The 20,281-nt window shown below is 54.9% G+C and carries 13 protein-coding genes and 4 pseudogenes; 11 read left to right on the top strand and 6 right to left on the bottom strand.

Annotated features, from left to right (window positions below; all coding sequences use genetic code 11):
* Nucleotides 1–188: 188 nt before the first annotated feature.
* Both DXB00_RS03210 and DXB00_RS03205 read left to right on the top strand, forming a co-directional pair.
* Nucleotides 189–1,154 (top strand): polysaccharide deacetylase family protein, encoded by a 966-nt coding sequence (locus DXB00_RS03210; protein ID WP_118668025.1) that lies wholly within the window; start codon nt 189–191, stop codon nt 1,152–1,154.
* 456 nt (nt 1,155–1,610) lie between these two features.
* Nucleotides 1,611–2,977 (top strand): annotated as a pseudogene (locus tag DXB00_RS03205) (citrate/2-methylcitrate synthase).
* A 269-nt stretch (nt 2,978–3,246) separates the two neighbouring features.
* Here the strand turns inward: DXB00_RS03205 and DXB00_RS03200 are convergent.
* Complete coding sequence (locus DXB00_RS03200) at nt 3,247–4,176, bottom strand: sugar phosphate isomerase/epimerase family protein (RefSeq protein ID WP_118729018.1); 930 nt, start codon at nt 4,174–4,176, stop codon at nt 3,247–3,249.
* A gap of 390 nt (nt 4,177–4,566) precedes the next feature.
* Here DXB00_RS03200 and DXB00_RS03195 point away from each other — a divergent pair, with 390 nt between their 5' ends.
* The 3 genes from DXB00_RS03195 to DXB00_RS03185 all read left to right on the top strand — a co-directional run bounded on the left by DXB00_RS03195 (nt 4,567) and on the right by DXB00_RS03185 (nt 8,291).
* Complete coding sequence (locus DXB00_RS03195; RefSeq protein WP_118729017.1) at nt 4,567–5,580, top strand: sugar ABC transporter substrate-binding protein; 1,014 nt, start codon at nt 4,567–4,569, stop codon at nt 5,578–5,580.
* Between the two features lie 229 nt (nt 5,581–5,809).
* Nucleotides 5,810–7,315, top strand: coding sequence for a sugar ABC transporter ATP-binding protein (locus DXB00_RS03190; protein ID WP_118729016.1), 1,506 nt, complete (start codon nt 5,810–5,812; stop codon nt 7,313–7,315).
* Nucleotides 7,308–8,291 carry an ABC transporter permease gene (locus DXB00_RS03185; RefSeq protein ID WP_118729015.1) on the top strand — a complete coding sequence of 328 codons (984 nt, stop codon included), beginning with the start codon at nt 7,308–7,310 and terminating at the stop codon, nt 8,289–8,291. Before DXB00_RS03190 ends, DXB00_RS03185 begins: the two co-directional genes overlap by 8 nt.
* Nucleotides 8,292–8,836: 545 nt before the next feature.
* On the opposite strand, the gene DXB00_RS03180 is transcribed toward DXB00_RS03185, so the two are convergent.
* Nucleotides 8,837–9,853 carry a LacI family DNA-binding transcriptional regulator gene (locus DXB00_RS03180; RefSeq protein ID WP_118729014.1) on the bottom strand — a complete coding sequence of 339 codons (1,017 nt, stop codon included), beginning with the start codon at nt 9,851–9,853 and terminating at the stop codon, nt 8,837–8,839.
* Nucleotides 9,854–10,152: 299 nt separating this feature from the next.
* On the opposite strand from DXB00_RS03180, the gene DXB00_RS03175 reads away from it, so the two are divergent.
* Complete coding sequence (locus tag DXB00_RS03175) at nt 10,153–11,160, top strand: Gfo/Idh/MocA family protein (protein WP_118286294.1); 1,008 nt, start codon at nt 10,153–10,155, stop codon at nt 11,158–11,160.
* A 56-nt stretch (nt 11,161–11,216) separates the two neighbouring features.
* Here DXB00_RS03175 and DXB00_RS03170 read toward each other — a convergent pair whose 3' ends face one another.
* On the bottom strand, nt 11,217–11,804 hold the full coding sequence (locus tag DXB00_RS03170; protein WP_118286295.1) for a hypothetical protein: 588 nt from the start codon (nt 11,802–11,804) through the stop codon (nt 11,217–11,219).
* A gap of 98 nt (nt 11,805–11,902) precedes the next feature.
* On the bottom strand, nt 11,903–12,922 hold the full coding sequence (locus DXB00_RS03165) for a Gfo/Idh/MocA family protein (protein ID WP_118729013.1): 1,020 nt from the start codon (nt 12,920–12,922) through the stop codon (nt 11,903–11,905).
* 303 nt (nt 12,923–13,225) lie between these two features.
* Here DXB00_RS03165 and hrcA point away from each other — a divergent pair, with 303 nt between their 5' ends.
* The 5 genes and pseudogenes from hrcA to DXB00_RS03140 all read left to right on the top strand — a co-directional run bounded on the left by hrcA (nt 13,226) and on the right by DXB00_RS03140 (nt 18,400).
* Nucleotides 13,226–14,272, top strand: a complete 1,047-nt coding sequence (hrcA, locus tag DXB00_RS03160) for a heat-inducible transcriptional repressor HrcA (RefSeq protein ID WP_158557228.1) — start codon at nt 13,226–13,228, stop codon at nt 14,270–14,272.
* Between the two features lie 28 nt (nt 14,273–14,300).
* Complete coding sequence (gene grpE, locus DXB00_RS03155) at nt 14,301–14,828, top strand: nucleotide exchange factor GrpE (protein ID WP_118729012.1); 528 nt, start codon at nt 14,301–14,303, stop codon at nt 14,826–14,828.
* A gap of 56 nt (nt 14,829–14,884) precedes the next feature.
* A pseudogene (dnaK, locus tag DXB00_RS03150) lies at nt 14,885–16,731 on the top strand (molecular chaperone DnaK).
* Between the two features lie 127 nt (nt 16,732–16,858).
* The gene (gene dnaJ / locus DXB00_RS03145; protein WP_118729010.1) at nt 16,859–18,010 is read left to right on the top strand and encodes a molecular chaperone DnaJ; all 1,152 of its coding nucleotides are present in this window, start codon (nt 16,859–16,861) and stop codon (nt 18,008–18,010) included.
* Nucleotides 18,011–18,137: 127 nt separating this feature from the next.
* Nucleotides 18,138–18,400 (top strand): annotated as a pseudogene (locus DXB00_RS03140) (hypothetical protein).
* Nucleotides 18,401–18,520: 120 nt separating this feature from the next.
* On the opposite strand, the pseudogene ribH reads toward DXB00_RS03140, so the two are convergent.
* Together ribH and DXB00_RS03130 are read right to left on the bottom strand one after the other, a co-directional pair.
* Nucleotides 18,521–18,981, bottom strand: a pseudogene (gene ribH / locus DXB00_RS03135) (6,7-dimethyl-8-ribityllumazine synthase).
* Between the two features lie 80 nt (nt 18,982–19,061).
* Complete coding sequence (locus tag DXB00_RS03130) at nt 19,062–20,270, bottom strand: bifunctional 3,4-dihydroxy-2-butanone-4-phosphate synthase/GTP cyclohydrolase II (RefSeq protein WP_117491331.1); 1,209 nt, start codon at nt 20,268–20,270, stop codon at nt 19,062–19,064.
* Between the last annotated feature and the right edge of the window lie 11 nt (nt 20,271–20,281).

Raw genomic sequence — 20,281 nt, 5'->3', positions numbered from 1 at the left:
GTTCAATTATGCGGTGTTACCTTGCAACTGCAGTACCGAACGGAAACACGCAATTTTTCGTCTGCCCGTGCGGCCTGCAATGCTATTATTATAAGCCTTTTGCGCGCTTCACGCAAGAGTTATACCGCTCGACAAATCCACTGTAATATGATATACTGAACGAACAATAAGCGATAGGAGGCTTACATATGAAAAAATTCTGGCAACGCCTGGTCCTTTTCGGACTGACAGGTGCATTTTTTGTATCCTGCATCAGCTGCAGCGCGGCAAATACTGCCTCGAAGGTTCCGATTCTGATGTACCACAACCTGACGAACGACCCGTCCGCCGTGACGAGCATGACCATCACCGGCGAGCGTTTTCAGGAGGACATGGAATATCTGGAATACAACGGCTACACGCCGCTACTCTCGGCGGATTTGATCGACATCCGAGCCGGAAAGGAAGCCATGCCCGAGCGGCCGGTCATGATCACCTTTGACGACGGTTATCGCTCCAATTACGATATTGCGTACCCGATTCTGCAGAAAACCGGCATGAAGGCCGTCATTGCACTGATCGGCAAAAGCATCCGCGCAAACGACAACACGGAAGCGAACCGCTTTTTCATCAAGTGGGATGAGGCAGCCGAAATGGCCGACAGCGGTCTGGTGGAGCTGGCCTCTCACACCTACAACCTGCACAACCCGCAGTACGGCGGACTGACCGCACCGGACGGCATCAACGGCATCCAGCGGCTGAAGGGCGAGTCGCAGGCGGCGTATAACAAGCGCGTCGGCGAGGACCTCAAGCAGAGCATCGACCTCATCACGCAAAATACCAGCCAGAAAAACGTGCTGTTTTTCGCATATCCGTTCGGCGCGCGCGACGGGTGGATGCAGCCGCTGTTGCAGAAAAACGGTATTCAGGTCAGCGTACTGACCAACACCGGAACGGCGTCTATCCGGCGCGGATTGACCGATCTGCCGCGTTACCGCATCACAATGGACACCAAACTGAGCGATATTCTTCCGGCGAACCCGAACGCCTCGCACGATATTACCGTGCGGGCGCACATGCCGACCATGATCAAGAATGAGAAAATCCGGCAGGAAGTCGCCCGGCACCTTCCCGCGCAGGAGAGAACCATAAAGATTCCGAAATCGTATACCTGATTTTTCAAGCACTGTCTTTGATTAACAAAGACGGTGCTTGAGACTGTCGAAAAACTTTGTTTTCCGAACAGCCTCTCGCTCGAAACCACGCTTTCGAGCGAATCTCGAAGAAAAACCGCGTCCTGCGGACACATTTTTTCTTCCCTTGTATAAATTCCGAGATACATGCTCCCGGAATTTATGAATTTGCAAAGCAAATTCGATTGAATGCGTGCTGCCGCACGAAGCATAAAAATCGAATATTGCTTTTTCGACAAGCTGAGGCACAATGAGAAACTCATTGTGCCTTTTTATGCATAAATTTATCAAATTTGTGGGCATATCCGGTGTAACTGCTGAGATATGCGAAAAAATTTACGAATTATTAACGGAACTGTGCAAAAAATGTCATGTAAACGCGAGTGGATTCTGATACAATAAATATATCACACAATACAGTAAAAGGGAGGAATCATCATGACACCGGAACACGATATTTTACAGGTCACGCCGCGTGTGGAAGCGCTGGCGGCGCTCTGCCGCTCGAACAGCCGCATTGATCCGGCGTTGTACCGCAAGTACGATGTCAAGCGCGGTCTGCGCGACATCAATGGACAGGGCGTACTGGCCGGTCTGACCAACATTTCGGACATTATCTCCCGCAAGGAGATAGGCGGCGAAATCGTGCCCTGTGAGGGCGAGCTGTACTATCGCGGCATTCGCATTCAGGATCTGGTGCAGGGCTTCATCCGTGACGGCCGCAAGGGTTATGAGGAGGTTGCCTATCTGCTGCTGTTCGGTGAGCTGCCGGATGCCAAGAGTCTGGGCGATTTCAAGGCTCTGCTGGCACAGGGACGCACGCTGCCGACCAATTTCACGCGCGATGTTATCATGAAGGCGCCGACGCATGATATGATGAACAGCCTGTCGCGCAGTGTGCTCACGCTGGCATCCTACGACAGCAACGCGGATGATATCAGCCTGCCGAACGTGCTGCGGCAGTGCTGATGCTGATTTCGGTCTTTCCGATGCTGGCTGTGTATTCCTATCACGCCTACAATCACTACGAGTGCGGCGGCAGCATGTACATTCACTACCCGTCGGACAGTCTGTCTACTGCGTCCAACTTCCTGCGCATGCTGCGCCCGGATATGCAGTACACGCCGCTCGAGGCCAGCGTGCTCGATCTGGCGCTTGTGCTGCACATGGAGCACGGCGGCGGCAACAACTCGTCGTTCACAACACACGTTGTCACGTCCTCCGGCACGGATACCTATTCGGCTATTTCTGCGGCGCTCGGTTCACTGAAAGGCCCGAAGCACGGCGGAGCGAACTACAAGGTCGTGCAGATGTTCGAGGATATGAAGAAAAACGTGTCGGACACCACGGATGAGCAGGCAGTCGCGGACTATCTTGTCAAGCTGCTGCGCCGTGAGGCATTTGACCAGAAGGGACTCATCTACGGCATGGGCCACGCTGTGTACTCGATCTCGGACCCGCGTGCGCAGGTATTCCAATCCTTCGTCGGTCAGCTGGCGCACGAGAAGGGCAGAGATGCGGATTTCGCGCTGTACACCATGGTCGAGGAGGTGGCGCCTCGGGTTATCGCGCAGGAACGCCACATCTATAAGGGTGTGTCCGCAAATGTTGATTTTTACTCAGGTTTTGTGTATTCCATGCTGGGTTTGCCGCCGGAATTGTACACGCCGGTGTTCGCGATGGCGCGTATCGTCGGCTGGAGCGCCCACCGCTTGGAAGAGCTGATCAACACGGATAAGATCATCCGTCCGGCGTACCGCTGCGTGCAGCCTGCGGAGCCTTATATTTCTCTTAAGGAACGCTAAGACTTAATATAATAAAGAAAGCAGGTGCTGTAAGCGTAAATTACAGCACCTGTTATTATAGATATAAGATTTGAGGCAATACCGCATAATTGAACAAGAGTGATTTGCGAGTGAATTTTGCGTACTGACGAGGCACAGTTTTGCGGTAATACTTGATGTATTACCGTGAAACTTCGGCAGCGCGGACGGAACTCTCGCAAGGAACCGAAGCCAAAGTCAGGACACAAAATTTTCGCAAAGCACCGCGGCTTTAATGGTGCGGTGTTGCCTTAACCAATATTGAGCGCTTCGCGCAGCACCTGCAGGCTGGCGAGATGACCGTCGAGCATGGAGAGCGTCAAATCTTCCATTTCAAGGGAAATCTCATCGTTGTAGCCAGACATGCGGACAACCGAGAAAAACTCCTTCCACCACTTGGCATCGTGTCCCGCGCCGACGGCAACATAGTTCCACGAGCGTCGGGCAAATGCGTCGATCGGCTTGGTATCCAGCATGCCGTTTGGCTGCCAGTAGCGGCGCTCCGGCCGCGAATCCTTGCCGTGAATATGGTAAATCGCGCCGTGCTCACCGAGCACGCGGGCCGCTTCGATCGGATCGCCGCCCATCCAGAACAGGTGGGACGGATCGAGGTTCATGCCGATCATCGGACCGACAGCCTCACGCAGACGGAGCAGCGTTTCCGGGTTGTAAACCAGCTGCATACCGTGGTTTTCGAGCGCGATTCGCTCGATTCCGCAATCCTCCGCCAGCTTAACAAGGTTTTTCCATGCGGGAATCGCAACCTGATTCCACTGGTAATCCAGAATGTCCTGCGTCTCTGGCGGCCACGAGGTCGTGATCCACACCGGCGTTTTATCGCCCTCGCAGCCGACCGGCAGACCGCTCATCATAACGATCTTCTTTACTCCGAGCTGATGCGCCAGCTCGAAGGTTTTCTTGGTTACATCCATGTCCTTTTCATACGCGAGCGGGTTGCCCGAGCAGTTGAGCGCGCACAGCTCCAGCCCCTTTTTACGCATGGCGTCATACCATTTTTCACGGGCGGTCTTGTCGCTTACCAGAAGGTCGAGGTCACAGTGCGGCGCACCCGACCAGTTGCCGGTGCCGATTTCAATAGCGGCAATTTTCTGCTCCACGCAGAAATCGAGCATCTGCTCATAGGGCATATCCAGCGTGCAGGTTTTGATAGCAAGCTTCATTGTCGTATTCCTTCTCTCATTAGGATACTGTAATTTTACCACATTGTAACCTTTGGTGGCAAGAGATGTCTCCAAAATGTGCCCAAAACGACCATGAAATTTCCATGATTTTATGGGAAAAATGCCGTAAGAAAAATAAAAATGCACAATGCACGGCGTCGGATTTTCAAATGTCACAGCAGGAATTTGTGAATGTGTACAAAACGGAATGTGTGAAAATCACCACCTCTTACAAAAATAACAACGAAGGGTTGCCAAAACGATATTATTGCATTAAAATATTACCAGAACGTTGGAGCGTTCCTAAGTCCCACAGCAGTGGGAACCGACCGCAGAGCAGACAACATGAGAGACTGTCTGCTCCGCATAAAAAAGGAGAGAGGTTTTATCATGAAGAAGAGATTACTTGCTATGCTGATGACCGGCGCTATGGTTGCAAGCCTTGCAGCTTGCGGCGGCGGTTCTTCCACCCCGTCTACGGACGACAAGACCGGCGGCAATAAGGCTGGCACCACTTCCGGCTGCTCTGTTGACGTTATCCTGAAGACGACTGCTTCCGAGTACTGGAGCTACGTTAAGGCTGGCGCTGAGGCTTACTCCAAGGACAACCCGGACGTAAAGGTTGAGGTTAAGGGCGCTACCTCCGAGACCGCTTACGACGAGCAGCAGAATATGATCGAGACCGACCTGAACTCCGGTGCATACGATGCATTCGTTATCGCTCCGCTGCAGGCTGACCTCGTTAAGACCCTGATCGCTGGCCAGACCGCACCGATCGTTGCTGTTGATACCAACATCGACGCACCTGAGGTTCTGTCTTTCGTAGGCACCGGCAACGAGGATGCTGCTGCAATGGGCGGCAAGGCTGCTGTTGAGGCTGCTAAGGCTGCTGGCTGGGATAAGGTTCAGGCTATCGCAATTTCCGGTGTACAGGGCGACGGCACTGCTACCGCTCGTCTGACCGGTTATGAGAAGGGCGTTACCGAGGCTGGCGGCGAGTTCCTGAAGGACGAGATCCAGTACGCTGACGCTGTTGCTGATAAGGCTGCTACCTCGATGGAAGCAATCATGCAGAACCATCCGAAAGGCGTCGCTATCATCGTCTGCAACAACGACGATATGGCTATGGCTGCTGCTCGTGCTGCAAAGGGCAACGCTGCTTACGAGAAGACCATCTTCGTTGGTTTCGACGGCATCCAGTCCGCTTGCAACGCTATCCTGTCTGGCGAGGAGACCATGTCCGTTGCTCAGGAAGCATACGACATGGGCTACAAGGCAGTTGAGGCTGCTGTAAAGGCTGTTAACGGTGAGAAGCTGGAGAAGTTCATCGACTCCGGTTGCTCCGTTGTCAACAAGGATAACGCTCAGGAGCGTCTGGATACCCTGAAGGGCTACATCGGCTAAGCAATCCATCCCACACGCTTGTGGTTTTCCATTAGTTCCAGCATTTAAGTGAACGAGAAGAAACCCCTGCTCGATTTTAATCTCTGCAGGGGTTCTCTTTTCAAACATGCTCCCGCGGACAAGAAATGGTAAAGAGCTTGCACTGGGCAGGCTTTTCCTTAGGGAACTGAACCGAGAACAGTTTACTTTGTCCCGCACTTCATCTCGGAGAAGAAAAGGTGATATGCAAATGAGTGAATACGTAGTAGAACTGAAAAACGCGACCAAGCGTTTTCCGGGCGTAGTGGCTCTGAAAAACATGCAGCTTTCCGTCAAGCCGGGCGAGATCCTCGGCCTGATCGGTGAGAACGGCGCAGGCAAATCTACGCTGATCAAGGTGCTGACTGGTGTACATCAGGCAGACGAGGGTCAGATTTTCGTAGACGGCGTCGAGCAGCATTTTAAGGACCCGAACGATTCGGCAGCGGCTGGCATCGCGTGCGTATATCAGGAGCTTAATATTGAGAAGCTGCTGAGCATTACTGACAACATTTTCATCAACAAGTGGATTAAAAAGGGTACTCTGCTGGATTACCCGACCATGCATAAAAAGGCAAAGGAAGTTATGGCTTCGCTCGGTCAGGACGTAGACCCGACCAAGCCGGCAGGTAACTTTGGTATGGGCGTACAGCAGATGATCGAGATCGCGAAGGCGGTTCTGATCAACGCAAAAATGATTATTATGGACGAGCCGACCTCCTCTCTGGGCGAGAAAGAGGTTGAGCAGCTGATGAAGACGTGCCGTGAACTGAAGGCACGCGGCATCGGCATCGTCTTTGTATCCCATAAGCTGGAGGAGCTGTTCGAGCTGTGCGACCGCGTTGAGGTTATCCGTGACGGTGAGTTCATCGCAACCAAGCCGATCGATCAGTGGGATAATGACTCCCTGATCACCGCAATGGTAGGTCGTTCGCTGGACAACCAGTTCCCGAAGGAATTCGGCGAAAAGTCCAAGGAGCCGATGCTCGAGGTTGACAACGTTGTTGAGGCAGGCGTCCTGAACGATGTATCCTTCAAGGCATACGGCGGACAGATTCTGGGCTTTGCAGGTCTGGTCGGCGCCGGCCGTACCGAGATCATGCGCGCAGTATTCGGCGCAGATCCGATCGACAGCGGCAAGATCAAGATCAAGGGCAAGGAAGTACATATCAAGTCCCCGCGTCAGGCGATCCATCACGGCATTGCGTTCCTCACCGAGGACCGTAAGGGACAGGGTCTGGTACTGGCTCAGACCATTCGCACCAACCTGATTCTTGCTAACATGAAGGGCTTCTCTTCGGGCTTGTTCCTGAACGAAAAGAAGATCCTCGAGGCAGGCGAGCAGAACATTGCGTCGCTGCGCATCAAGACCCCGTCGATCGACGAGATCGTAGGCCAGCTGTCCGGTGGTAACCAGCAGAAGGTCGTAATCGGCAAGTGGGTCAACACGGATGCAGAGATCTTTATCTTTGACGAACCGACCCGTGGTATCGACGTCGGCGCAAAGGTCGAGGTTTACAACGTAATGAACAGCCTTGTCAAGCAGGGCAAGTGCGTTATCATGGTATCTTCGGAAATGCCTGAGATCCTCGGCATGTCCGACCGCGTAATCGTAATGCGCGGCGGCGAAGTAATGGCCGAAGTAGACCGTGACAGCGAACATTTCAATCAGGAAGACCTTATGAAGGCAGCTTGGGGAGGTAAATTAGATGACTAAATCGAAGAAATCCAGCAGTTTGATGTCTTATGCTGGTACTTTTGGCGCACTGGTAATCCTTTGTGTAGTTCTGGCGATCGCTTCGCCGAACTTCTTTAAGTATTCCAACATGATGTCTGTTCTCAAGCAGACCTCGTTCAATGCACTGGTATCCACCGGTATGCTGCTCTGCCTGATCACCGCCGGCATCGACCTGTCCGTAGGTGCGAACGCAACGTTCGCTGCCTGCCTTGCAGGTATGCTGGTTAACAAGGACATGAACAATCCGGTTCTGCTGCTGGTTGTTGCCATCGTTGGCGGCACCCTGATCGGTTGGATCAACGGTATGCTTCTTACCCGTCTGCACCTGCCGCATCCGTTCGTATCTACCCTCGGTATGAAGAACGTACTGTGGGGCGGTGCGCTGATCATCACCAACTCTCAGATGGTATCCTTCTCCGGTAATGATGCTGTTATGTGGCTCGGTTCTTCGACCGTAGCCGGCTTCCCGGTATCCTTTATCGTAGTACTTGTCATCTACGTTATCATGCACATCCTGCTGACCAAGACCGCTCTGGGCCGTTCCATCTACTGTGTAGGCGGCAACCCGGAAGCAGCTCGTCTGTCCGGTATCAACTCCGCTAACGTGCTGACCTTCTGCTACACCCTGTCCGGTTTCATGGCAGCTCTGGCTGGTATCGTATCCATCGGTCGTTCCGGTATCTGCAACGGCGTTAACGCTATTCAGCCGTACGATACCGACGCAATCGCAGCCTGCATCATCGGCGGCGCATCCTTCATGGGCGGCAAGGGCACCATGGTTGGTACCATGCTCGGCGCGCTGATCATCGCTGTTCTGCGTAACGGCTTCTCCCTGCTGTCCGTTTCTTCGGCAGTACAGAACCTCGTACTCGGCCTGGTTATCATCGGCGCCGTACTGCTCGACGTTACTCGTGAGCGCATGGCTGCTAAGGCTCGCCGTCTGGCTGCTAAGTAATCAGTCCGCGCATATCAAACAAAAAAGAGTCGCTGTAAAGCGGCTCTTTTTTGTTGTGTAAATCGTTATCTGATTACTAAAGTATTGGAAATGGGAGCCAACCTTTGGCTGGGGGACCAAAAGGATAGACACCTAAGGTTCTATCCTCTTGGGACTCCATCTTCCTTTATTTCTTAGTTTGGCGCAGATCAGAGAACGGCGACCGCTTCGATATGGGGAACGGCAGTCGGGTTACCATTGCGTGTCTTTCGCAAACTATTCGCAGTTCACAGATAGCGTACTGCTACACATGCGGGTTATTCTTCACAGGCGCGACATAACAGTGTCGCGCAACTCGTTGGCTTGGATATTTTGCACGACACCTACGAATTGCACTCGTTATACCGTAGGGTGTGACGACTCGGCGCACCGCTTGTATCCGACCTGCACAATCTATCCCGTAGGGGCGGCCATTGGCCACCCACACAACGGTAAACCGTCACGTCAATTTTCCATTCTCCATTATCAATTCTCAATTACTGCAAATCGCTAAATGCAATCTCTCGTTACAACATCTCCTGCGTAATCAACCGCAGATCGGTATAATACAGCTCCCGTTTGGGCTGCACGCCGCGCAGCAGCATTTGATACATCGCCAACACGGCGTGGAACGATTCCTGCGAGAATGACTGACCGATCACGAAATCCACCGTTCCCTCGCGCAGATACCGCTTCGCGGTTGGCGTGAGGTCGTTGCAGACGATATGCGGACGGGTGGTGCGCCGCGCTTTTCGGATGCCCGCGATGCAGCCGGAGAGCGGCTGGCAGGCCATATAGACGGCGTGCAGGCGGCTGTCGGCCTGAAGCGCCTGCGCGACGAGTTCACCGGTGAGTTCAGGCATTTCGTTGGTTTCGATCACGCGGTAGGCATCTTCGGAGAAACCCAGCTCGAGCAGCCGGCGGCAAAAGCCGTCCACGCGGCCTTTGTGGGCCTCCATACGCAGATTTCCGGTGACAATGAGAACGTGCTCGGGCGGGCGGATGAGCCGCGCCATGACACCGGCGGCGATAGCGCCTGCGCGGACAAGATCCTGTCCGGCGTGGCACAGACGGCCGCTGTGCGGCACATCGGCATCATAGGTGATGACGGTAACGCCTTTCTGCACCGCCTGCTCGATGGCGGCGCGGACCTCCGGCGTATTCTCGGCACGGATAATGAGTCCGTCCACGCCGGAACGAATCTGTTCGTCCATCGCGCGGAGCAGCTCCTGCATCGTCATGGTGCGCAGCGGCTGCTCGGTCAGTATAAACGCCGGATCGGCGATATAGCGCAGTGCCTTGCGAATGCCGCTGACGATCTGCCGGTTGAAGTGCCCATCCGTCCATTGCGGAATGAGAATAGCCGCTTGCCTGCAATCTGCCGATTTCGGCGGCACTGGAGACTGGTAGCCGAGTTTTTCTGCGGCACGGACAACTTTTTCGCGTATCATCGGATTGACGTTGGGGCGTCCGTGCAGCACACGGTCCACCGTGCCGCGCGACACACCGGACAGCTCTGCGATTTTTTGTATGGTAACTGCCATTGACACATTCTCCTTTTCTACTTCAAAGTATAGGGGAGAGCAGCGCTGACGTCAAGTATAACTACGCACAGTGCACAATCAAAAATGCACTGTCATCTGCTTTTGAGCCTTCATTTTGCCATAAATTTGCGGTGCTTTTTTAGGCAGGCTACCAATGTTTTGGTGGGACGGTTGACCGTGACGGCGGGATTGCGGTACAATGTATACAATGAAGAAAAAAGTGTGAAAAAACGCGGGAATCCGCGAGTATTAACGAGATTTTAAGCGATTATTCTTGCTGTTAAAAGGAGAGGATCAGCATGCTGAATATTGGTGTTATTGGCTGCGGCGCAATTGGCCGCGATCACATTCGACGCCTGACGGACATTGTTCCGGGCTGTCAGGTTGTTGCCTGTGCAGACTATTTTGAAGAAGCTGCGATTAAGGTTGCGGCGCAGTACGAAGGCATGAAGGCATACAAGACCGGCGAGGAGCTGATTGCAGCACCGGAGGTGCAGGCGGTCGTTATCACCTCGTCCGACCCGAGCCACGCAGGCTATGTGCTCGAGGCTCTCAAAGCGGGCAAGCAGGTGTTCTGCGAGAAGCCGCTGGCACAGAGTGCCGCCGACTGCGAGAAAATCATCGCGGCCGAGACCGCACACGGCAAGCGTTTGGTACAGGTCGGCTTTATGCGCCACTATGACCGCGGCTACGCCGAGATGAAGCGCATCATCGACTCCGGTGAGCTGGGTGCGCCGCTGATGATTCACGCGTGCCACCGTAACGTGTCTCAGCCGGACGGCTTCCAGACCGAGATGGGCGTTTCCAACGTTGCAATCCACGAGCTGGACATATGCCGCTGGCTGCTCGGCGATGAGTATAAGAGCGGTCAGGTGCTCAAGGTGCGCCAGTCCGCGTGCTCTACCAAGGGTTACGACAACCCGCAGATCGTGCTGCTGGAAACCCAGTCCGGTGCGCGTATTGACGTAGAGGTTCAGGTTGCGGACGCTTACGGTTACGACATCCAGTGTCAGGTCGTCTGCGAGAAGGGCACAGTCAACCTGCCTGATCCGTATGCGGTTGTCAAGCGCTCGAACGCAACCCGTTCGTTCCCGATCCTGACCGACTGGAAGGACCGCTTTATTGAAGCCTATGACATTGAGCTGACCCATTGGGTCAAGACACTCGAGGAGAAGGGTGAGCCGGATGGTCCGTCCGCATGGGACGGCTACGCTGCCTGCGTCGCAGCAGACACGCTCAACCGTTCCCGCGGCACGAATCAGTTCCTGCCGATCGAGATGATGGATAAACCTGCTCTCTACAAATAATCTCTCATATATAAGAAAAAGGACCGCCCCAGCGGTCCTTTTTCTTTTATATTGGGTTATACGGTCAGCTTTTCCGCTTGATATGCGGCACGGATAAACAGGGCAAGCAGCACAAGGCTGGCAATCTGCGAGAGAAAAATCGGAATGGAAGTTGGCAGCATGCGCAGCAAAATGTTGATAAGGGAAAGATAAAAGCACCAGCGAATACGCTTGGGCGGAAAGTCGTAGCCGCGCTCTGTACAGACATCGTCCAGTCCGGTGTACAGCCAGAACTGCGAGACATAGGCTGCGATCACACCGGCAAGTGCGATCAGGCTGAACAGCAGATAAAACGTGCTGGGTGTATACGGCGGCGTGTCGCTCGGAACGAGCGTCATGGCCAGCAGGCCGACAACGGTTGCCGCCACGCTGAGCACAGTGGCTGTGAACGCACGCTGCAGGCGCTCGGACACGCGGCTGAACCGGTAAAACGGATAAAACTGCACGAGGGTGCAGAATATACCGAGAATGCCGGTAACGGTGAGCGCTGCACCGTTTGTACCGTTCAAAGTGACGGAGCCGCTGAATTGTCCAAGCACCAGTGAAACGGCGCTGCACAGCCAGAACATGGAAAGCCAGCGGGCAATGGGAATGTTGTTGTTCATAATCTCTACCTCCTTGCCATTATAATAGCAGAGAAGATGAAAATATGCAAGAAAAAGCAGAGCCTTTCGACTCTGCTTTTGTGCGATTTTACAATATATTAATACTGTACCTGAACCGGCTTGCCGGAGTGGAACGAATCCGTAATCGCGTAGGTAACGAGGGTTGCCTTGGTGCCGTCGTAAACGGTCAGCTCGGGCTTGCGGTCCTTCTGGATGCAGTCGATGAAGTCCACCATTTCGAGCAGGTAAGCCTCTGCGAAACGCTGCGGGAAGTTCTCGACGATCTCCTGACGGGCACCGTACTGATCGTAAACCATTACACGGTCCTTCCACGGTACACCGGCTACGCGGATATGCGCCTCGGTGCCGACGATTTCGGTCTCGGTGTGGTAGCCGTGCGGCGCAGTACGGCCAACGTGCAGGAAAGCGACCGTGCCATTGTCAAACTTGAGCATTGCCATGCCGGTCTCGGTGTCGCCGTTCTCGGCAAACTCGGGGTGCTTAAAGTTGGTGCCTGCGGCGTAAACCTCGGTAACCTCACCGCCGAGGAACCAGCGCATCAGGTCAATGTCGTGCGAAGCCGCGTCGATGAAGATGCCGCCCGAGGTCTTGGAGAACTTGATGCAGCTCTCGACCAGTGCTTCCGGGTCCAGACCGGTAGCCTTTACCAGATACGGCTTGCCGATGCGGCCTGCGTTGATCTGTGCCTTTGCATCCGCATAGGACGGATCGTAGCGGCGCATAAAGCCAAGGAAGAAGATCTTGTCCTGGTGACGTTCAACAGCAGCCTCAGCGCGCTTGCACTCCTCAAGCGAGCAGCCGAGCGGCTTGTCGGTGAAAACGTGCTTGCCTGCATCGAGCGCGTACTCGATCATCCAGCAGTGCTCCGGAGAGGAGGAGACGATAACGACAGCTTCAATGTCTGCCTCATCAACCATTTTCTTGTAGTCCGTGGTGGTGTACTCCACCTTGAGGTAGTCCTTTGCCCAGTCCAGCTCCTTCTGCACGAGCGAGCAGGCAGCGACCAGCTTGCAGCCGGGAATCTTGAACGCAAGATTCTGCGCGTGTACCGAACCGAGACGGCCCAAACCAACGATGCCAACTTTGATTTCCTTCATGTTTGTTCTCCTTTTTATAGAGCGGATTTTCTCTCTACGGCAATCGAACGATTGCCTGTCTCTCTCATAATAATTTTATCACTGTGTGAACGCGAACGCAAGGAAAAACGACCAAATCAGAGCATTTTTCATACGGTGAAAATTGGCATTTCAGCACTCGGCAGACGAGTGTGATAAAATTCCGACCATCATTTCATAAATTGTTCACAAACAGCACTTGACTTTGTCCGTATGTGGTGGTAAATTAAGTTTAGCACTCGGGGAGATGGAGTGCTAACAACCGAAAGAAAGGAGTCTGCTTCGGTGGAGCTTTCGGAACGTAAAAAGCAAATACTCAAAGCCATCATCGGCGATTACATCCGCACGGCTGAACCGGTTGGCTCCAAGGCATTGACCGAGGGACACGAGCTGCCGTTCTCGTCCGCCACCATCCGCAATGAGATGAGTGAACTGGAGGACATGGGCTACCTCGAAAAGCCGCACACCTCTGCGGGGCGAATCCCCTCACCGCAGGGTTATCGACTGTATGTGGATGAACTGATGGAGCGTCCGGCCGACAATGCGGAGGACGGAAACGCACTGCAGAACAGCGTGCTTACCAAGGTACGCGAGCTTGACCACCTCATTCAGGAAGCCGGCAAGCTGCTCACCAGTCTGACGAATTACGCGTCGGTTGCTATCACACCGGCCATGACGCAGATCGCCATCCGGCAGTTTGAGATCATTGCAGTCGATAAGATGAATTTCGTAATCGTAGTAGTTACGGATTCGGGCACGGTCAAGAATAAAATGGTCCGCACGGTGGCCGAGGTCTCCAAGGATGAGGCCGAGCTGCTCACCTATGTGCTCAACCAGACGTTGACCGGACTGCCGCTCTCGAGCATCACCGCCGAGCGATTCGACATTGTGCGCCGCGCCGCGGGATTGACCGCGCTGCTCGCTCCGGTGGCCGAGTACATCGCAGAGCTGATCACCGAGCTGAGCGACCAGAAGGTTTACCTCGACGGTGCCAGCAAGCTGCTTCGTTTTCCGGAGTACCGCGATACGAAAAAGGCGCAGACGCTGCTCGATTACATGGAGGACGACCGTAAGCACCTGCTGCCGGCCACCCGCAAGATCGACGGCATCCAGTTCTTCATCGGACCGGAAAACGGTGAAAACCCGCTGAGTGAAACCTCGGCGATTTACGCAAAATACGATATCGGCAAGATCGGTCAGGGTGCGATCGGCATCGTGGGTCCGACCCGCATGGATTACGCCAAGCTGTCCGCACAGCTCAGCCGCTTTGCAAAAGGGCTGAACAAGCTGATTGCCGAGACATTTTTAGATGAAAAAGACGGAAATCATTGATTTCCTGTAAACGGAGGCACAAAACGACATGAGCAAAAAGACAAAGCCGGAGGCGGAAGAGCAGGAGCAGGTAAAGACCGAGGCTCCCGCAGAGGAGACCGCTAAGGCTGATGCAAAGCCCGCGACGGACTGGGAAGCCAAGTATAACGACTTGAACGATCGTTATCTCCGCATGGCGGCGGAGTACGACAACTTCCGCAAGCGCAGCCAGCGCGAGCGCGAGCAGGCGTACACCGATGCAGTCAGCCGCGCCGTAACCGCACTGCTGCCGACCTACGATAACCTCGAGCGGGCGCTCAAGGCAGAGACCGCCGACACCGAATATAAAAAGGGTGTCGAGCTGACCATGACGCAGCTGACCGAAAGCCTCAAGGGCATTAACGTCACCGTCATCGACGCTACCGCAGGCACCGCATTCGATCCGAACTTCCACAACGCGGTTATGCACGTTGAGGATGAAAGCCTCGGTGAGAATGTTATCGCGGAAACCTTCCAGCAGGGCTTCCAGATCGGCGATAAGGTTATTCGCCATGCGATGGTGAAGGTTGCAAACTGATTACTAACTATTAATTAAAGTAAACTAAATCCTAACTATTAAGGAGTGTATTTATTATGGGTAAGATCATTGGTATTGACCTTGGTACGACGAACTCTTGTGTATCTGTTATGGAGGGCGGCGAAGCCGTAGTCATCCCTAACGCTGAGGGTGCGCGCACCACTCCGTCTGTTGTTGCATTTTCCAAGGACGGCGAGCGTATGATCGGTCAGGTCGCTAAGCGCCAGGCTGTAACCAACGCTGACCGTACCATTATTTCTATTAAGCGTCACATGGGCACCGACTACCGCGTAAACATCGACGGCAAGCCGTACTCCCCGCAGGAGATTTCCGCTATGATCCTGCAGAAGCTGAAGGCTGACGCAGAAGCATACCTCGGCCAGCCGGTCAATCAGGCGGTCATCACCGTTCCGGCTTACTTCTCCGACTCGCAGCGTCAGGCTACCAAGGATGCCGGCAAGATCGCAGGTCTGGAAGTTCTGCGTATCATCAACGAGCCGACCGCTGCTGCGCTGGCTTACGGCGTAGATAAGGAATCCGAGCAGAAGATCATGGTTTACGACCTCGGCGGCGGTACGTTCGATGTATCCATCCTGGATATCGGCGAGGGCGTTCTGGAGGTTCTGTCCACCGCAGGTGATACCCACCTCGGCGGCGATGACTTCGACCAGCGCATCATCGACTGGATGGTTGACGAGTTCAAGAAGTCCAACGGCATTGACCTGTCGAATGACCGTATGGCTATGCAGCGCCTGAAGGAAGCTGCTGAGAAGGCAAAGATCGAGCTGTCCGGCATGAGCCAGACCTCCATCAACCAGCCGTATATCACCGCAGACGCAACCGGCCCGAAGCACCTCGAGCTGACCCTGACCCGTGCAAAGTTCAACGAGCTGACCGCAGACCTCGTAGAGCGCACCATGGGCCCGGTTCGTCAGGCTATGAGCGACGCTGGTCTGTCCGCTTCCGATCTGTCCAAGGTTCTGCTGGTTGGCGGTTCCACCCGTATCCCGGCTGTACAGGAGGCTGTTAAGGGCATCACCGGTAAGGAAGGCTTCAAGGGCATCAACCCGGACGAGTGCGTAGCAATCGGCGCATCCATTCAGGGCGGCGTACTTGGCGGCGAGGTCAAGGACGTGCTGCTGCTCGACGTAACTCCGCTGTCCCTCGGCATTGAGACCCTCGGCGGCGTATGCACCAAGCTGATCGACCGCAACACCACCATCCCGACCAAGAAGAGCCAGATCTTCTCCACTGCAGCTGACAACCAGCCGTCGGTTGAGATCCATGTTCTGCAGGGCGAGCGCGAGATGGCTGCGGGCAATAAGACCCTCGGCCGCTTCACCCTCGACGGCATCGCTCCGGCACCGCGCGGCATTCCTCAGATCGAGGTTACCTTCGATATCGACGCAAACGGCATCGTAAACGTATCCGCTAAGGATCTCGGCACCGGCAAGGAGCAGAAGATCACCATCACTGCATCCACCAATCTGTCTCAGGACGAGATCGACAAGGCAATGCACGAGGCTGAGCAGTACGCTGAGCAGGATAAGAAGAACAAGGAAGCAGTTGAGGTTCGCAACAACGCTGAGCAGCTGGTATTCCAGTCCGAGAAGGCACTGACCGATCTGGGCGACAAGCTGTCCGCAGATGAGAAGGCAGGCGTTCAGGCTGAGATCGAAAAGGTTAAGGAGCGCTCAAGGGCACCGATACCGATATGATCAAGGCTGCAACCGAAGGTCTGTCCAAGAAGTTCTCCGATCTGGCCGGCAAGATCTATCAGCAGCAGGCACCGCAGGGCGACCCGAACATGGGCGGCCAGCCGGGTGCAGGCGCACAGGGCGGCCAGCAGGGCGACTTTGTAGACGCTGACTTCACCGAGGTTAAGGACGACGACAATAAGTAATAAGCAAGAGTGAAGATAGAAGAGTGAAGAGTGGAGAGAAAAACTCCTCACTCTTCACTCTCCACACTCCACTCTAATGGAGAGGCGCACTTTGGTGCGCCTATCCCTGTGTATAGGATGATTTTTTATGGCTGATAAAAGAGATTATTATGAAGTGCTCGGCGTACAGAAGGGCGCAAGTGATGATGAGCTGAAAAAGGCATACCGCAAGCTGGCGCGCAAGTACCACCCGGACCTCAACAAGGATAATCCGGAGGCTGCGGATAAGTTCAAGGAAGTAAACGAAGCATACGAGGTGCTGTCCGACAAGGAGAAGCGCGCCAAGTACGACCAGTTCGGCTTTGCCGGCGTTGACCCGAGTTACGGCGGCGGCGCCGGTGCAGGCGGCTACGGCGGCGGCTTTGACATGGGCGATTTGGGCGACCTGTTCGGCTCATTCTTCGGCGGCGGCTTTGGTGGCGGACGGTCGTCCCGCCGCAACGCACCGCAGCGAGGCGAATCCATCCGTCAGACGGTGATCCTGTCCTTCGAGGAAGCCGCATTCGGCTGTGAGAAGGAGATCACGGTCGAGCGCATCGAATCCTGTGACGACTGCGGCGGCACAGGTGCCGCAAAGGGCACCACGGCGGAGACCTGTCCGAACTGCCGCGGCACCGGCGTTGTTACGCAGACCCAGCGCACGCCGCTCGGCATGTTCCAGACGCAGGGCGCCTGCCCGAACTGCCGCGGCACCGGCAAGATCATCAAGAAGCCGTGTCCGAAGTGCGGCGGTCAGGGTCGTGTCCGCAAGACCCGCAAGTTCAAGGTCAACATTCCGGCAGGTATCGACGATGGTCAGTCCATCCAGCAGCGCGGTCAGGGCAATGCAGGCGTGAACGGCGGTCCCGCAGGCGATCTGTTCGTAACGGTTGCCATCCGTCCGCATCCGATCTTTACCCGCAACGGCTCGGATGTACATGTCGATATTCCGATTTCGTTCGCACAGGCCGCACTCGGCGATACGCTGCAGGTGCCGACCATCGACGGCCGCATCGAGTACAAGATTCCGGAAGGCACGCAGACCGGTACGACGTTCCGCATGCGCGGCAAGGGCATTCAGAATGTCAACGGCCGCGGTCGCGGCGACCAGTACGTCCGCGTAAACATCGAGGTGCCGAAGAACCTGTCCGACAAGCAGAAAAAGCTGCTGCGTGAGTTCGAGGAAACGTCTACCGACGAGAATCAGGTCAAGCGCAAGAGCTTCTGGGATAAGGTAAAGGACGCACTTAAGGATAAATAATTAAAGGAGCTTTGCTTTTTGAAGAAATACGGCGAATTGGATTCGGTAAGCTGACCGGGAGGTCGGCTGAACCCATAAACCACCTCCCCAAAGGACGAATAATATCGACTTTTCAGGAGGAATTCTCATGAATCGGGAGAATAAACGCAAGCAATATCAAAAGGGTTATTACAAAACGCACGCCTGCGACGACAGCTTCACCTGCAGGGTGTGCGGCCGTCCGGTCGTACCGGCAGGCGCGGTGTACTGCACTCTAACCGCGCAGCGGCGGACGATAACCCGATGAAGCTGATGTCCATCGCCATGAAGCCGGTGGCGTTCCCGCCGTTCCCACTGGAGCGGATTGAGGAGCTGACCGCGCTCATGGGCGGAGAAGGCTCGGTAGAATAAAGAAAACCACCCGGGATTTTCTCGGGTGGTTTTTCGTCTGCAGGAGGAAAATGGAGAATTGAGGATGGTAAATAAAAATGCTCTCTGAATCATCAGAGAGCATTTTTTTTTTGCACAATTTTAGAGCTGCGGCAGCAGGTTTGCCAGCTCGAGAGCCGCAATCGCTGCATCTGCGCCCTTGTTGCCGGCCTTGGTGCCTGCGCGCTCGATGGCCTGCTCGATGTTCTCGGTGGTAACCACGCCGAAGGTCACCGGCACACCGGTCTGCAGGTTGACCTGTGCAATGCCCTTGGCAGCCTCGTTGCACACGAGGTCGTAGTGGCTGGTCGAGCCGCGGATAACCGCGCCGAGGCAGATAACTGCATCATACTTGCCGCTCTGCGCCAGCTTCTGCGCCGCCAGCGGAATCTCAAATGCACCCGGAACCCATACGAGCGTGATGTCATCCGTGTCCACACCGTGACGTACCAGCGTGTCCTCCGCGCCGGAGATCAGCTGGAAACGATAAATTCGTTGAAACGTGCACCAACGATTGCAAACTTGCCCTTGGTTGCTACTAACTTGCCTTCGAGTACCTTCATCTTAAAATCTTCCTTTCAATATGGTGAACAGATATATTGCAGGGCGAGGTGAGGTCATCCCGCCCTGCGGGATAGATTGATTACAATGTTTCACTAAAGAGGTGACCCATCTTAATTTTCTTGGTTCTGAGGTAGAACGCGTCGTCCTTCTGCGGTGCGATCTCGATCGGCACGCGCTCGGTGATCTCTACACCAAAACCGTCCAGACCGTAAATCTTCTCCGGATTATTGGTCAGCAGGCGCAGCTCCTTTGCGCCGAGGTCCTGCAGAATCTGAGCGCCGATCCAGTATTCACGCAGGTCGGGCGCAAAGCCGAGCTTTACGTTTGCCTCGACTGTATCGAAGCCCTTTTCCTGCAGCTCATACGCCTTCAGCTTGTTGATCAGACCGATTCCGCGGCCTTCCTGGCGCATATAGAGCAGCACGCCGCGTCCTTCCTTGTCAATCTGCTGCATGGCTGCCGCCAGCTGCTGACCGCAGTCGCACCGGCGGGAACCGAACACGTCGCCGGTCAGGCACTCGGAGTGTACGCGGCAGAGCAGGTTCTTGCCATCGCCGATCTCGCCCTTGACGAGCGCAACATGGTGCTCGCCGGTCAGGTCGTTGACGTAGCCGTAGATGCGGAACTCACCGAAACGGGTGGGCATTTTCGCACAAGCTTCGCGGACAACGTGCTTATCATGACGGCGGCAGTAGTCCTGCAGGTCCTTGATGGTGATGATCTTGAGACCCCATTCTTTGGCCTTCTCCATCAGCTCGGGCGTGCGCATCATCGTGCCGTCATCGCGCATGATCTCACAGCACAGACCGCACTGCTCGAGTCCGGCCAGACGGCACAGATCGACAGTCGCCTCGGTGTGGCCGTTGCGGGTCAGCACACCGCCGCGGCGTGCAACAAGCGGGAAAACGTGTCCCGGACGGCGGAGCTCCTCCGGCTTGGTGTGGATATCCGCACATTTGCGGCAGGTAAAGCCGCGTTCCTCGGCGGAAATGCCGGTCGTGGTGTCCACATGGTCGATGGAGACCGTGAACGCGGTGTGGTGGTTGTCCGTGTTGACCTTTACCATCTGCTCCAGACCGAGACGGAGCGCAACCTGCTCACTCATCGGTGTGCAGATCAGGCCCTTGGCATGGGTCGCCATGAAGTTGACGTTTTCGGTCGTGGCGAACTGTGCGGCGCAGATGAGGTCGCCCTCGTTCTCGCGGTCCGGGTCGTCGATGGTGAGGATGAGGTGTCCGGCGCGAAGTTCTTCGAGCGCTTCTTCAACTGTATTGAACTGATATTCCATAAAAGAAAACC

Source organism: Butyricicoccus sp. OF10-2 (assembly GCF_003481925.1).
GTDB classification, from domain to species: domain Bacteria; phylum Bacillota; class Clostridia; order Oscillospirales; family Butyricicoccaceae; genus Agathobaculum; species Agathobaculum butyriciproducens.
The sequence above is the reverse complement of the archived record's forward strand: the minus strand, read 5'-3'. Positions and strand labels throughout refer to the sequence as shown.